General features: G+C 59.4%; 10 protein-coding genes. 2 read left to right on the top strand and 8 right to left on the bottom strand.

Features of this window, described 5'->3' with window-relative positions; translation table 11 throughout:
* The first annotated feature begins 40 nt into the window (after positions 1 to 40).
* Positions 41 to 5080 (top strand): Calx-beta domain-containing protein, encoded by a 5040-nt coding sequence (locus M9Q49_RS08900; protein ID WP_254508368.1) that lies wholly within the window; start codon positions 41 to 43, stop codon positions 5078 to 5080.
* Positions 5081 to 5091: 11 nt separating this feature from the next.
* Here the strand turns inward: M9Q49_RS08900 and M9Q49_RS08895 are convergent, their stop codons facing one another.
* Positions 5092 to 5673 (bottom strand): HAD family hydrolase, encoded by a 582-nt coding sequence (locus tag M9Q49_RS08895; protein ID WP_254508367.1) that lies wholly within the window; start codon positions 5671 to 5673, stop codon positions 5092 to 5094.
* 8 nt (positions 5674 to 5681) lie between these two features.
* Positions 5682 to 6470 (bottom strand): class I SAM-dependent methyltransferase, encoded by a 789-nt coding sequence (locus M9Q49_RS08890; protein WP_254508366.1) that lies wholly within the window; start codon positions 6468 to 6470, stop codon positions 5682 to 5684.
* Positions 6471 to 6751: 281 nt separating this feature from the next.
* Here M9Q49_RS08890 and M9Q49_RS08885 point away from each other — a divergent pair, with 281 nt between their 5' ends.
* Entirely contained in the window at positions 6752 to 7705 is a 954-nt protein-coding gene (locus tag M9Q49_RS08885) for a hypothetical protein (RefSeq protein ID WP_254508365.1), read from the top strand.
* Between the two features lie 10 nt (positions 7706 to 7715).
* On the opposite strand, the gene M9Q49_RS08880 is transcribed toward M9Q49_RS08885, so the two are convergent.
* From M9Q49_RS08880 to lpxC, 6 genes are all read right to left on the bottom strand, one after another.
* Positions 7716 to 7949, bottom strand: a complete 234-nt coding sequence (locus M9Q49_RS08880) for a CDGSH iron-sulfur domain-containing protein (RefSeq protein ID WP_254508364.1) — start codon at positions 7947 to 7949, stop codon at positions 7716 to 7718.
* 34 nt (positions 7950 to 7983) lie between these two features.
* A complete protein-coding gene (locus M9Q49_RS08875) occupies positions 7984 to 8904 on the bottom strand; it encodes a Stp1/IreP family PP2C-type Ser/Thr phosphatase (protein WP_254508363.1) in 921 nt (306 codons plus the stop codon).
* A 48-nt stretch (positions 8905 to 8952) separates the two neighbouring features.
* On the bottom strand, positions 8953 to 11043 hold the full coding sequence (locus tag M9Q49_RS08870) for an FAD-dependent oxidoreductase (protein ID WP_254508362.1): 2091 nt from the start codon (positions 11041 to 11043) through the stop codon (positions 8953 to 8955).
* Positions 11044 to 11104: 61 nt separating this feature from the next.
* On the bottom strand, positions 11105 to 12187 hold the full coding sequence (locus tag M9Q49_RS08865; RefSeq protein ID WP_254508361.1) for a Gfo/Idh/MocA family protein: 1083 nt from the start codon (positions 12185 to 12187) through the stop codon (positions 11105 to 11107).
* A complete protein-coding gene (gene lpxA, locus M9Q49_RS08860) occupies positions 12184 to 12990 on the bottom strand; it encodes an acyl-ACP--UDP-N-acetylglucosamine O-acyltransferase (protein WP_254508360.1) in 807 nt (268 codons plus the stop codon). Before lpxA ends, M9Q49_RS08865 begins: the two co-directional genes overlap by 4 nt.
* A gap of 145 nt (positions 12991 to 13135) precedes the next feature.
* Entirely contained in the window at positions 13136 to 14020 is an 885-nt protein-coding gene (gene lpxC, locus M9Q49_RS08855; protein ID WP_254508359.1) for a UDP-3-O-acyl-N-acetylglucosamine deacetylase, read from the bottom strand.
* Between the last annotated feature and the right edge of the window lie 36 nt (positions 14021 to 14056).

The following is a 14056-nucleotide window of genomic DNA, read 5'->3' as shown; positions in this document are numbered from 1 at the left end:
GCCGCGCGCTCTCTCCTTCTCCATCGCAGAGAGAGTCATCATGCAGAAGCAAGTGTCCGGTCGTGCCTCGTTGTCTCGAGTATCGTCGTCGCAAGGTGTGAAGCAACAGCGGCGGCGGCGGTTTCTAGCCGGCGAATCGCGCGCCGCATTTAAGACCTCCAAGTTGAGCGTAGAAACGCTGGAAGCGCGCCATCTGATGGCCGGCGCTTACTTCGCGCCGCCCGAACCGACCGGCAGTGTGAATGTGCAGCTCACGCCGCTGGCGAATGTCGCGGCGGGAACTCAAGAGATCGTCACCTTCGGCGTGCCGTTCACGCGCGGATCGATTTCGGCAGCCCAACTCTCAAACGTGCGAGTTTTGAAGAACGGCGTAGAGATTCCTGCCTATGTCGAGCAACTCACACCCTGGCGCAGCATCGACGATCCCGCGATTGACGGCCAATCGGTGCGCGTGGCGCGGATTCAGATTCCGTATACATTCTCGGCACTTTCAACGGAATCGATCACCGTCGAGTGGGGCGGAACCGCGCGCACGCTGAACCGCACCACGCTGCAGGATCCGCGCATCGAATGGCACACGGTAACCAGCGGTACCTTCGTCGCCGGCGATAACGTCGAAGAACCCGACGTGCTGCCGGTGTTGCCGAAGGAATACCTGGCCAAGGGGATGCTCGATGCCCGCACCGATCCAACTGCGAATGCTGTCGCGCCGACGCGCGATGATCCTGCCGTAACCGACGCGATGAATTTCAGCGGTTACACCGAGCTCGATTACGCGCAGAAGAACTTCTTTTACACCATTATCAATCAAAACCCGGGGATCACAGTCAACTACAAAACCGATCCCGAACCGTGGCTGTATGATCGCGCGTCCGGAATGTACGAACTGTATCTCCGCAGCGGCTTCACCACCGCGCTGCGTGAAGCCGTGCGAGCGGCGGATTTCTATGCCGATCACATCAACTCGCAAGGCTTCTTCACGCTCAAGGCCGGTGATGCGAAGTACGCGTACAACGAATCGCTGGCTTACACCTATTGGCTGATGGGCGACAGCAAGATGCTGACGCCGATCTCGAACGTGGTGAGCGCGCACAGCGGCACGGTGACACGCTGGAATCCGAACCTCAGCTTTTGGACCGAGCGCAACGTCGGCTACAAGTTACTCGCCAATGAAGTGGGTTACGAAGTTACTGGGAACGCGGCCTTTAAGAATACGGTGCAGACGATCGTCGCCGATCTCATCTGGCACCAGAACGGTGCTGGTGGGCAACTGCCGACCAACCGCGTCGACGGCGGGCTGTATCACATCGGCGAACAGCACGATGCGAGCGAGGTGGAAGATCCGAATGTGCTCATTGCTTCGTCATGGATGTCGGCACTGATCGTCGATCCCATGGTCCGCGTCTATGGCGTGTGGCAGAACGCGCAGGTCAGCGACTTCATCGTACGGATGGGCAATTTCGAGAAAGTAGCGTCGAAGGTCGATGGCGATGGGCAATTCGAAGCCGGCTCGATGCGCTACCCCGATTACTTGATGCGAACCGACGGCACGAGCGAGAATCGCACCGACACCGACGTGCAGCACGCGCTCGATGTCGGCGCGGTCGCAGCCTGGGCGACCTATTTCGCCGATCTGCGCGGCACGCCCGATGCTTCGCTGCGGCAACTGGCGAACGATCTTTATCACACGTACGACATTGGTGTGAATTATTGGACTCGCCCCGGAGGAACCAATTTCAACGTTTCGCCGCCGCGGCGATATACGTGGGAATATAAGAACGCGGCGAGCTTCTCTTGGGCGCTGACCAGCAGCGATTCTGCCGGTCAGCCCGGATCGCTGCAGTTTAGCGCGAGTAACTTTACGGTGAACGAAGCGCAGGGAACGGCGACCATTACGGTTTCTCGCAGCGGCGGTTCGACCGGCGCGGTTTCGGTGAATTATGCGACGTCGAACGGCACGGCGACGGCAGGAAGCGATTACACGGCGACCAGCGGCGTGCTGAATTTCGGTGCTGGAGAAATCACGAAGACTTTTGTCATTCCCATCATCAACGATACAGCCGTTGAAGTCGCAGAGACGGTCACGCTTACGCTGAGCAATCCAACTGGCGGCGCTTCACTGGCGAGCCCATCGACGGCCACACTGACGATTGAGTCGGACGATACCACCAATCAACCGACGACGACGACGGTGCAGCAAGGAGTGAGTGGCTACACCGGTACGACCGACGTAAGCATCACCAATCAGTACGCGCAGTTCACCGGCGGCAACGGCAGCACGAGCGTGACTGATCCGCAGGGAGGCGTGTATCAAATCAGCGGGACCAACGGCTACTCGATCGAGACCTTGATCCGCTTTGCCAATCTCGGCATTCCTACGAATGCCAATGTTTCGGCCGCGACACTCACGCTGAGTGTCGACACCTTCAGCAACAACCCGACGATTCGCGGCTACTACCTGGCCGCTCCGTGGTCGGTCGATCCTGGCACCGACCTCGGCTGGGTGCATCGTGGCACGGGGCAGAACTGGAACACACCTGGTGCACTCGGCCAAGGTACCGACGTGCTCGCGGGCAAGAGCTTTGTCCTTTCCGGCATTCAAGGAACCGGCACGCAGGCGGTCACGATCAATCTTGACCCCGCTGTCGTGCAAGGCTGGATCAACAATCCAAGCTCGAACAACGGCATTCTGCTGGTGAATGAAACGACCGGGGCCGTCGTTCGCATCAACATGTCGGAGCAGACCAATGCAGCGCTGCGACCGAAGCTGGGCGTGACCTACACCGTCGGTACGCAGTCGCCGCAGCCTGGCTCGCTGCAGTTAAGTGCGGCGGCGTATGCGGTGAATGAGAACCAAGGGACGGCGACCATCACTGTCACGCGTAGCGGCGGCAGTGAAGGAGCCGTGGCGGTGAATTACGCAACCAGCAACGGTACCGCAACGGCGGGTAGCGACTACACGGCGACCAGCGGCGTGCTGAATTTCGCAGCTGGTGAGGTTTCGAAGACGTTCACGATTCCGATCATCAACGATACGGCGGTGGAAGGTTTGGAAACGGTCAATATCACCTTGAGCAATCCAACCGGCGGCGCGACGCTGGGAAGCCAGGTGACATCGACGCTGACGATCACATCGGATGATTTCGCTGCGCAGCCGGGCTCATTGCAGTTCAACAGCGCGACCTACGCGGTGAATGAAGCAAACGGCACGGCAACAATCACCGTTACTCGTACGGGCGGCAGCGACGGAGCTGTTTCTATTGCCTACGCCACCAGCAATGGTTCCGCCACAGCGGGGAGCGACTACACCGCAACCAGCGGAACTCTGAATTTCGCGGCTGGTGAAACTTCCAAGAGCTTTACGATTCCGATTATCAACGACACCGCGGTCGAAGGCTTGGAAACGGTGAATCTGACGCTGAGCAATCCAACCGGCGGAGCGACACTAGGTGGTCAAGCGACGGCGACATTGACCATCACTTCGGATGATGTGGCAACCGTGCCTGGGGTGTTGCAGTTCAGCAGTGCAACGTACGCCGTGAACGAAACGAACGGCACGGCGACGATCACCGTTACTCGCACGGTTGGCAGCGATGGTGCTGTTTCCGTTGCCTATGCCACGAGCAATGGCACGGCCACGGCGGGGAGCGATTACGCGGCAACTAGCGGAGTGTTGAGCTTTGCTGCCGGTGAACTCAGCAAGACATTTACGGTGTCGATCATCAACGACACCGCCGTGGAAAGCCCTGAGACAGTGACGCTCACGCTGAGCAATCCCACCGGCGGTGCAACGCTCGGTAGTCAAGCAACGTCGACACTGACGATCACGTCGGACGATGTCGCTACCGTACCCGGTGCTCTGCAATTTAGCAGCGCGACGTACTCCGTGAGTGAAACGAACGGCACGGTGACGATCACCGTTACTCGCACCGGTGGCAGCGACGGAGCGGTTTCAGTTGCCTATGCCACGAGCAACGGCACGGCCGCGGCGGGGAGCGATTACACCGCCACGAGTGGTGTGCTGAACTTCGCCGCCGGTGAAATCAGCAAGAGCTTTACGATTCCGATCATCAACGACACGGCGATCGAGAGTCCGGAGACCATCACGCTCACGCTGAGCAATCCCACCGGCGGCGCGACGCTCGGCGGGGTCGCTACGGCGACGTTGACGATCATTTCGGACGACACGAACGGTCAACCGGTAACCGTCAGCTTGCAGCAAGGGGTGAATGGTTACACCGGCACAACCGATGTCAGCATTTCGACACAGTACGCGCAGTACAACTCGGGCAACGGGCTGACGACTTTCAACGATCCGCAAATGGGTCTGTATCAGATACCGGGCAACGGCGCTTACAGCGTCGAGGATCTGATTCGCTTCAGCAACCTCGGCATTCCAGCGGATGCGGCGGTCACCGGCGCAACGTTGACGCTGCGGGTCGATTCGTGGGATGCCAATCCGACGATTCGCGGCTACTATGTTGCGGCGCCGTGGAGTGCAACACCGGGAGCGAGCAGCACGCAGCTCGGCTGGTTGAGTCGCGGCAATGGTCAGAGTTGGAGCGCGCCGGGAGCGCGTGGTCAGGGGACCGACGTGATTGCTGGCAAAAGCTTCACGCTGCCAACGATAAGAGCTGTCGGCGGGCAGACGATCACGGTGGCTCTCGATCCTGCCGTGGTGCAAAGTTGGGTAAATAACCCGGCCGCGAACCAGGGGATTCTGCTGGTCAATGAATCGACGGGCTTAGTTGTGCGCATCAGCACTTCGGAAGCTGCGACCGTTTCGCAGCGACCAAAGTTGAGCGTGACCTACTCAGCCGCCACGCCTGCCGCGCAACCGTTGTCGACGCCTTTGGTCCAGGGAGCGAGCAGCAATGTTTCGAACCTGGCTGCGGGCGCAAGTACGAGCTTGAAGTCGGCAGGCATCCAAGCAAGTGCTGTCGATGTTGCCCTGCTCGAGCTGCTGAACGCTCAAACGCGCAACAAGTCGGGCGCGAGCAGCGACGACTTGAATGCCGCGACGAGCCAGTCGCGAACGACCAAGGCTCTCTGTGAACTGTTCGCTGAATCGGATCAGTAACGAGCAACCGCTTATTCGCCAGGCCACTTCCGCACGTCGACGCATTGCATGCCGGCGCGGCGGGCCGCTTCGATGCCGAGGTCGGCGTCTTCATAGACGCGACACTCGGCGGGCGGAACACCCAGGCGGCGAGCCGCCTCGAGAAAGCAATCGGGATCCGGCTTGTGACGCGTCGTATCTTCGGCGGTCACGATCGTATCGAACCAATCCGCGCAGCCGATGTGTTCGAGCTGCGCGAGGATCACCGGCCGGGTGCCGCCGCTGGCGACGGCCATCTTGAGCTTGCCGCGGTTTTGGCGGGCGATATCGAGAATGTGCGCGAGCGGTTGTAGCTCGTGCAGCAAATCGAGAAAGGCCGCTTCCTTCTGATCGGCGACGGCGGCTGCGTTCAGTTCCATCGACTTCTCGGCCGCAAGCATCTCGATGATGGTCTTGCTCGGCACACCGCCGAGCGCGTAGAAGCGATCTTCGGCAAAATCGATACCGTGCAGCAGCATCGTCGCGCGCCAACTGCGGTAATGGATCGGCATCGAATCGGTCAGCGTGCCGTCGCAATCAAAAATCAGAGCCTGAACTTCTCCAGAGCCTGTCACTTCCTTACTCACTTTCCCGCCCGCCGTTTTCGCAAAATAAAGACCACGTCCTGTGTTTCCGGTTCGATCTCGATGGGCCGATCGAGACGGTAGCTGAAATCAAAGAGCTCCGCGATCTCGAACTGCGTGACCGAGGCCAGCAACTTTTCGATTTGGTCGGCCGTGTAGGTGCGGAAGACGAGCTCGTCAAGAATCTGCTTCCGCTCGGTCGGTGTGTAAATGTCGAGCTTCATGCGGCAGCGCTCGGTTCGCTTGCGGCGATCGAGATCGAGCGTTTGCAGATGCGTGTTGATCGCCAGGTTGCCGCGGCGGGCCGACCACGATTCTTCGGTCATCGGCACGCCGGCCGTCGGCGTGAGATGTAGGCCGAGCACATACAACCCGCCGGGCCGCAGCGATTCGGCCACGCAACGCAAATGACCTTCGGCTTGCTTCTCGCTCAGCAAATGGCGAAAGCTGTTGATCATGTTGAAGGCGACATCGACCTTCTTCGGCAACTTGAAATCGCTCATGTCGCCGCAAATGATGCTCGCCGGATAGCCGTGCTTCACCAGGCGTTTGTTGCAGAACTCGACGGCATTCGGATTGAGATCGAGGCCGCTGACTTCGAAACCCTTGTCGGCGAGACGATAAAGAATGCGTCCCGTACCGCACGCTGGTTCGAAGACGCGTTCGACCTTGCCGCCAAACTGCTCGAAGACCTGCAGCAGAAAGTCGTACTCCGCTTTCCAGTCAGAACCGAAGACGAGGTCGTAGTAGGCGGGATAATCGTAGAGGTTGCCAGAGACTTCTTGCATGAGTGTCGTTCGCTGGACAGCGCTAAAGCAGGGGCGGAAACACCCAGCTTAGCAAAAGCGGCCGTCGTTCAGCAGGCGGCAAGGTCGCTCCAATCGCGCCAACCACACCTTTTCTCCAGCCAGTTTGCCGCTGTCAATTCTCAGAAAGGGAGATTTCACCATCGAACCTCCCCTGAGACGTAGCTAAACTCAGTGGTTGATCGGCTCGGCCTGTGGCGGAGGGTTTTGAGCAACCACCTTGATGTACAACTCAATCGGCTTTTGTTATGTGTCGCATTTTCATGCCTGCGCTCCTCGTTCTCTGCATCTGCAGCGACGTTGATATTGCTCAGCTCGCGGCACAAGAAAAACAAAAGCCGCCAGCGACTCCCACTCAGCCAACTACTCAACCGGCCAAAACGACGCAACCAGTTGCCATTCGGCCCGATCATGATCAGCCTGAGTCGCCACCCGATGGTCAGTTGCCGCCAGAGGCTCATCCGTGGGGACGATTCCCCGTGGGGTCTTGGAAGACGGTGCGCGTGACTTCGGAAACGCTCGACCCGCAAGGGCGCATCGTCACCACGAGTCTGACCGAGACGAAAACCACGCTCGTCGCTGCCGACGATCATGAATATCAGCTGCGCGTCGAATCGACCGTAGAAGTAGCGGGGCGACGGTTTGCGAATCCACCGCAAGTGACACGGCACAGCTATTGGGGCGACCTGGCAGCGACGCCCAACAGTGGAACGGGCCTGCGAAAAATGAGTTCCAGCGAACTGGAACTCAACGGCCGCCACGTCGCCTGCGAAATTCGCCAGGCCATCAGCGAGCGCGATGGGCAGCGACGGCAGACTGTGGTGCATTACACGACAACGCAATTTCCTTATCTACTCAAACGAGAATCGAGCATCACGCCGCTCGAGGGTTCGACGCAACCCGCCACGAGCACGACTGTGGAAGTGATCGCCGCAAATCTGCCCTTCCGCGTCGCCGGCATGCTCAAGCCGGTCGCGTATGTGCGGACGAACTATCAAGGGACCAAGAGCTCGAGCGTGACCGTCGAGATTCAATCGGCCGATGTTCCCGGTGGCGTGGTGAATCACTCTGCCCAAGAACGCGATGCCGCGGGAACTGCTGTGACTAGGCGGTCTTCACTGGAACTCGTCGACTACGGTCTCGGCAGTGAATCGCCCGACGATGCCTCGCCTGGTCGACGGCGGTGGATGCGGAAACAAAACCGCCGCGACCGCTAGTCTTTCTGATTTACGCTGGCGGTGTTTCTGGCTTCGGCGTGGCGCGATCTACCGCAGCAAAGTTGCACGCCTTGTGCGATGCATCGCAGAACGGCCGGCGTAGTGATTGACCGCAGCGACAGAGCGCAATGGCCGGCTTGCCGACGGGAATCTCGAACTTCTTCCCTTCGGCATCGATCACCGTCGCGGGTCCTTCGACGAGCAGCGGCCCGTTGTCCCGAACGCGAATGGTTACGTCGGCCATGCTAGATCTCCGTTCTAGATGATTCTGCGGGTTCTCAGCCTTCGCACTCGGCCTCGCTAAATGCGGCTACGACAACCGTGATGTTGTCTTTGCCGCCGGCTTCGTTGGCGGCAGCAATCAGTCGCTGACAAGCCGCTTCCGGATCGGTGACGTTTTGCAAGATCGCCGCGATTTGATCGCCGTTTTGCATCTCGGTCAGACCGTCGGAACAAAGAAGCACAACATCGCCGGGCTGCAAATGCAACCGATGCACATCAATCCGAACCTTTTCTGATTCGCCGCCGACGGTGCTAGTGATGACGTGCCGCCAGCGATGCGTGACGGCTTCTTCGGGCGTGAGCATGCCCTTGCGGACCATTTCTTCGACCAGCGTATGATCTTGCGTAACGCTGAACAAAATCCGCTCGCGAAACAGATAGCACCGGCTGTCGCCGACGTGGGCGACAAACAACTGGTCGTTCAAGCTATACGCCAACGTCAGCGTCGTTCCCATGCCGTGCAGCTCGGGGTGCTCGACGGCTTCATGACGCACGCGTTCATGCGCGAGCCCCAAGGCCTGACGAAACTCAGCGAGCAGTTGGTCGTCGTCATCACCGTGCTTGTGAGCGAACCACTTGAGCGCCTCGAGCACATACGTCTCGACTGAATCGATCGCCAGCGCGCTGGCCTGTTCGCCCGCCGCGTGACCACCCATGCCGTCGGCGACGATAAATAGATGACTACAGTCGCTGCTATGCCGCGTTTTCGACTGGGGCAAACTGGTCTTCAGCACCCGCAGGGCTTTGCTAAGCTGCGCGACGAGGAACTGATCTTCGTTATTCGGCCGCACCTGGCCTTTGTCGGTCGCGCCGCAACAATGAACTGCCAGCGAGCGCCGCGGATCGGGCACGATGGCCGTATCGAGGTCAATCGTGTTGACCACTTTCACTTCAGAATGGACTTCGGGGCTATTCATGCAGGTTCCTTTCGGTGGCGTCCCCGAAGTGCAAAGCCTGTTCCAAAGCTACTTCGGCAGCCACTGCACTGCGTCGATCACGACGTAACCATTCGAACCGCCGTTGGAAATCACTACGGCGCCGCTGTCCGCAAACTCGAATTCGCCCAGCGAGTGAAAGAGCTTTTCGATCTCGGGCGTTTGCCGCTGATCGACGGTTAACGTCTTCGTGCTGCCGCTGGAGTGCACTTCGACCTGCACCTTGGCCGAGCGATTGCCGTTCGGCGGGAAGGCGAGCCGCACTTCATACCGACCGGGCTTCGGTAACTTGGCTTCGAAGCGGGCCGACGCTTTGCCGTCGTTGGTCTTGTCGTCGTGGCGATAGGCGATGCCGACAAAATCCGGCGCTGCCGAGCTGCTCTTCCAGTCGCCAGTCAACTTGGCTTCGTCGTCATCGATCACAACACCGGGGAGTTTTTTCGGATCGACAAAGGTCTTTTCCTTGCCGCTCGGCGCGGCGCTCGCATATTCCAACACCTGGCCATCCTTTTCGAGTTGCTCGCGCAGTTTGGCGTACGGCACGTCCTGCACAGCAATCTTCGAATCGATGGCCATCACCGCGGCCGTGGCGGCGCTCTGGCCGAGGATCATGAATACCGGTTCCATGCGAATGCTGCCAAAGGCGATGTGCGTACTGCTGACGCAGATCGGCACGAGCAAGTTTTCGCACTGGGCCTTCTTCGGCACGAGCGAACCATACGCGATCGAGTAGGGCGTGATGCCCACACCGATGTCGCCTTCGTTTTGCACGTAGCCTTCGGGTGTGATGTAGCGCTGCACATTGTGCGAATCGATCGTGTAGCTTCCCATGCCGACGGAATCGGGCGTCGGCTTTTTCTTCGTCAGTTCGTTTTCGGTCATCACAAACTGGCCGATCATCCGGCGGGCTTCACGCACGTAAATCTGATGCGGCCAATTCCCGTTGTCGGTGAATTCATCCTTCGGCAGGCCGAGTTTCTTCATCTTTTCCTGCGTATCCTTCGGCACGCGCGGATCATTGGCGATGAAGTACAGCCAGCCCTGCTGATAAGTCCGATGCTCGGCGAGAATCTCCTTGCGGCGTTCGTAAGTTGCCTCGGGATAGTCGTAGTTCATTCCGATGTTGTCGGTGCTAAAGGGACCGTGATTGTTCGTATCGGTTTTGTGGTTCGGCACCGGATCGAACTTGTCAAACGTCTCACGCCAACCGGCTTCGTAGACGCGCACCAGCAGTTCGTACTGCTTCGGGTCATAACCCTCGGGCTTCGGAAACGGAATGCGATTCTCGGCGTGATCGGTCACGCAGTAGCGATAGCAATAGGCCTGCACGCGCTTGTCACCTTCGCCGTAGTTGCCCGGCGGCTCGGCGCTGATTCGCGGCAGGACGCCCGACTTGGGATCGCCGGGCACGACGTATGGACTGATCTTTTCTTTCACGGCGCCGAAGTGATGCCGGTGATGGAGCACGCCCACTTGGATGCCGTTCCACTTCTCGCCATAGACCGAGTTCGCTTCGCGGCCGACGTGATAATCGACGCCCGCGGCAGCGAGCAGATCGCCTTCGTACGTCGCGTCGATGAACATCTTGCCGGTGTACTTCTTGCCGGAAAGCATCGTGATGCTGCTGATCCGCCCGTCGGTCTTTTTCACGCCACTCTTGCGATCGAGCCATTCGTCGCGATCGACGGGAATCTCAAAATCCTTCACGAAGCTCTCGAACACGCGCTCGGCAACGCTCGGCTCGAAGATCCACTGCGTGCGGTTCTCACCGTCGATCGCGGGCGTTCCCTGGCCCTTGTTGCCGTACTCGTTTTGCTTCTGCCACTTCCACGTGTCGGGTTTTTGATATTCCTTCCACACGCGGTGATAGAAATCGCGCGACAAGCCGCCGATGACTGCTTTGTTGCCCGTATCGGTGAAGCCCAGGCCGCCGCTCGATAGACCGCCGAGATGCTTGTCGGGGCCGACGATGACCACCGTCTTCCCCATCTTCTTGGCTTGCACGGCAGCCGTCACGCCCGCGCTCGTACCGCCATACACGACCACGTCGTACTCAGCCGCGCGCAGCGAGGCGCAGAGAAAGAGACTCAAAACAACGCCGAGAGAGAGGTTGGTTTTCATAGGCGAAATTCTAATCCGAATTTCGCCGTGTCGGTCACAGGCGAGAGAATTTTCGAGGCGATTAGCTCGCCTTGCGATGGGCAGGCACTTGCGACCAGTGTGGCCCACGCAACGTGTGGCGCGACGGACGACTCTGGCCAGCAGCGATGGCAGCGACGATTCGCTCAGCCGTCTCGAGAGCCCGCCAACCATCCTGGCCGGTCACTTGCGGCAGCGTGCCGTCGTGAATCGCTCGGCAGAAGTCGCGTTGCTCTTCCAAGATGGCATTATGATCGGTGACGGTGAGATCGGTCTTCGCCAGGTGCTCGGTGAAGAACTTGTCTTTGAACTCAACCTTTTCCACCGGCGACAGGCGGCCAAGGTCGATCTGTCGTTGCTGCACTGCGGCCGATGGTGTGAGCGTGCGGGCCGATTTGGTGTTGAAATCGACCGAAGCGAAACCCTGCTCGTCGCAAACATCAATCGAGCGAACGACAACCGGGCTGACGCGCGAAGCGCTGAACTGAGCCACGCAGCCGTTGGCGAAAGTCAGGCGGGCTTCGGCCCAATCTTCATGCGGCCCGACGACAGCAGCGCCGACGGCTTGCACGTCGACCACTTCTTCGGGAACGAGATTCAGCACGAGGTCGAGATCATGAATCATCAGATCGAGCACGACGCCAACGTCGGTCGAGCGGCAGGTATAAGGAGCCAAACGGCGGGCCGCGACGAACCGCGGCGATTGAATTTGTGCGCGAACGGGAATCCAGGCCGGATTGAAGCGTTCGACATGGCCGACCTGCAGCACCAGATCGCGGGTGGCAGCGGCAGCAACCATTTCCTGTGCTTCGGCATTCGTCGAGGCGATCGGCTTTTCGACGAGCACATGCTTGCCGTGCTCGAGCAGTTCCATGACCACCGCGTGATGAAATTGCGTCGGCGTGGCGACGATAGCGGCGTCGAAGTCTTTGAGCAGCGGATGATAGTCGTCGAACGTCGGAACTTGCAGTTCGGTGGCGACGGAAGTTCGCGAGACTTCCACTGGATCGACAACAGCGATGAGATTGGCGCCGGTCAATTGCTTCGCTAACCGGGCGTGAATCTTCCCCAAGTGCCCCGCCCCGATGACGGCCAAACGCAGCGAGGTTGAAGATGACTCACTCATGCGGCTCTCCGGCGATCCCGGCCGCGACCATGGCGACCTTCGTGCTGATTTTGCAGAAAATGAAGGAGATGATTAACCGCGGGCATCAGCAGATCGCCGGCCCGCAACAGTTCTCGCGCGTGATCCAAACCAACGCGAGCGCGAAAGATCAGGCGATGGGCTTCGGCGAGGGCCCGAATCGAATCGGCTGAAAAATTGTTTCGTTTGAGTGCCACCAGGTTGATGCACCGCGGTCGCGAAGGATTTCCTTCGGCCAGCATGTACGGCGGCACGTCGTGCAACACGCGGCTCAGGCCGCCGGTGAAGCTGAAGCTGCCGATGGTGGAGAAGTGATGGACAGCGACTCCGCCCGAGATCGTAGCGTCGTCGTGCACATGCACGTGACCGCCAAGGAGCGTCGCATTGGCCATGATCACTCGGCTGCCGACTTTGCAGTCGTGCGCGATGTGGCTGCCGGCCATCAGGAAGCAGCTGTTGCCGACGGACGTAATGCCGTCTTCTTTTTCGCTGCCGCGATTGATGGTTACACCTTCGCGAATCAGGTTGTCGTCGCCGACAATGACTTGCGTATCGGTGCCGCGATAGCTGATGTCTTGAGGATCGCCGCCGAGAACCGCGCCCGGGAAAACTTTATTGCCCCGGCCGAGAGTCACGCGCCCCATGATCGTGACATTGGCGATCAGTTGCGTCCCTTCGCCAATGCTGCAGAGCGGCCCGACCACGCAATGCGGCCCCACTTCCACGTTGTCGTGGATTTCAGCTCGCGGATCGATGACCGCGCTCGGATGAATGTGGGTTGGCATGGGAGGAACTGGGGGCTGGGATCTAGGAGCTAGGGTTCAGAGTTTGATTGGGGTGATTGTTGGTGAATTTAGAAGAAGCAGAACGCTCGAAGTTAGTACCTGCAGGTCTTTCCCCAGATCCTAGCTCCTAGTTCCTAGCCCCTCCTTAGCCAGTCATTCGCAGGCCGCCTTCGATGCGACCTTCTTGCAGCAACGCGCGAACGAGTTCGGCATTCAAACGATGGCCGCTGCGGTGAGCGTGAACATTGCCGACCAGTTCGCAGCCCGCGAGTGCGAGGTCGCCGACCAAATCGAGTGTCTTGTGACGGACACATTCGTTTTCGAAACGGAGCGTGTTGTCGATCAAGCCGTTCTGGCCGAAGATCAACAGGTCTTGGTTCGTCACCCGCGTGCCGAGGCCGCGCGAGCGGAGCCAGTTGGCTTCTTCTTCCAGCAGGAACGTACGGGCCGAAGCCAGTTCCTGCCGGAAGGATTTGGGATTCACTTTGACTTCGATCGTCTCGCGGCCGATGGGGCATTCGGGGCCATAATCGAGACGGTATTTCACGACCAAGCCACTCAGGCCGGCGTGTTTGTGCGGGCGGGCTTCGACCCAGCTTTCGTCATCGCCAACGCGTGTCACTTCCGAAATGACGAGCCGTTTGCTGGGAGCTTCTTGTTCGATAATGCCAACCGAATCGATCGCGTCGATCACGGCCTGACTGCTGCCATCGAGGCCGGGCATCTCTTGCTGATCGACCCAGATTTCGCAGTTGTCGATCTGCAGGCCGTACAGTGCGGCCATAATGTGTTCGACCATTTCGACTTGAGCGTTGCCAGCAGCCAGCGTGGTTCGCCGCGGCGCTTCCAGTCGATTGCGGGCATCGGCGGCAATGCGAATGTGCGGCGCGAGATCGGCCCGGACAAACTGCAGTCCGGAGTCGACTTCAGCAGGCCGCAGCTCGACGCGAACGTCTTTGCCGCTCCAATATCCATACCCGGTAAATTCGGCCACGCGGGCCAGCGTCTGTTGTTTTCGCAACACAGCCATCAAAGTTGCATCAGCTCAAGGTGGTGAAGGAAGCGA

It is taken from the genome of Anatilimnocola floriformis (assembly GCF_024256385.1).
GTDB classification, from domain to species: Bacteria; Planctomycetota; Planctomycetia; order Pirellulales; family Pirellulaceae; genus Anatilimnocola; species Anatilimnocola floriformis.
The sequence above is the reverse complement of the archived record's forward strand: the minus strand, read 5'-3'. Positions and strand labels throughout refer to the sequence as shown.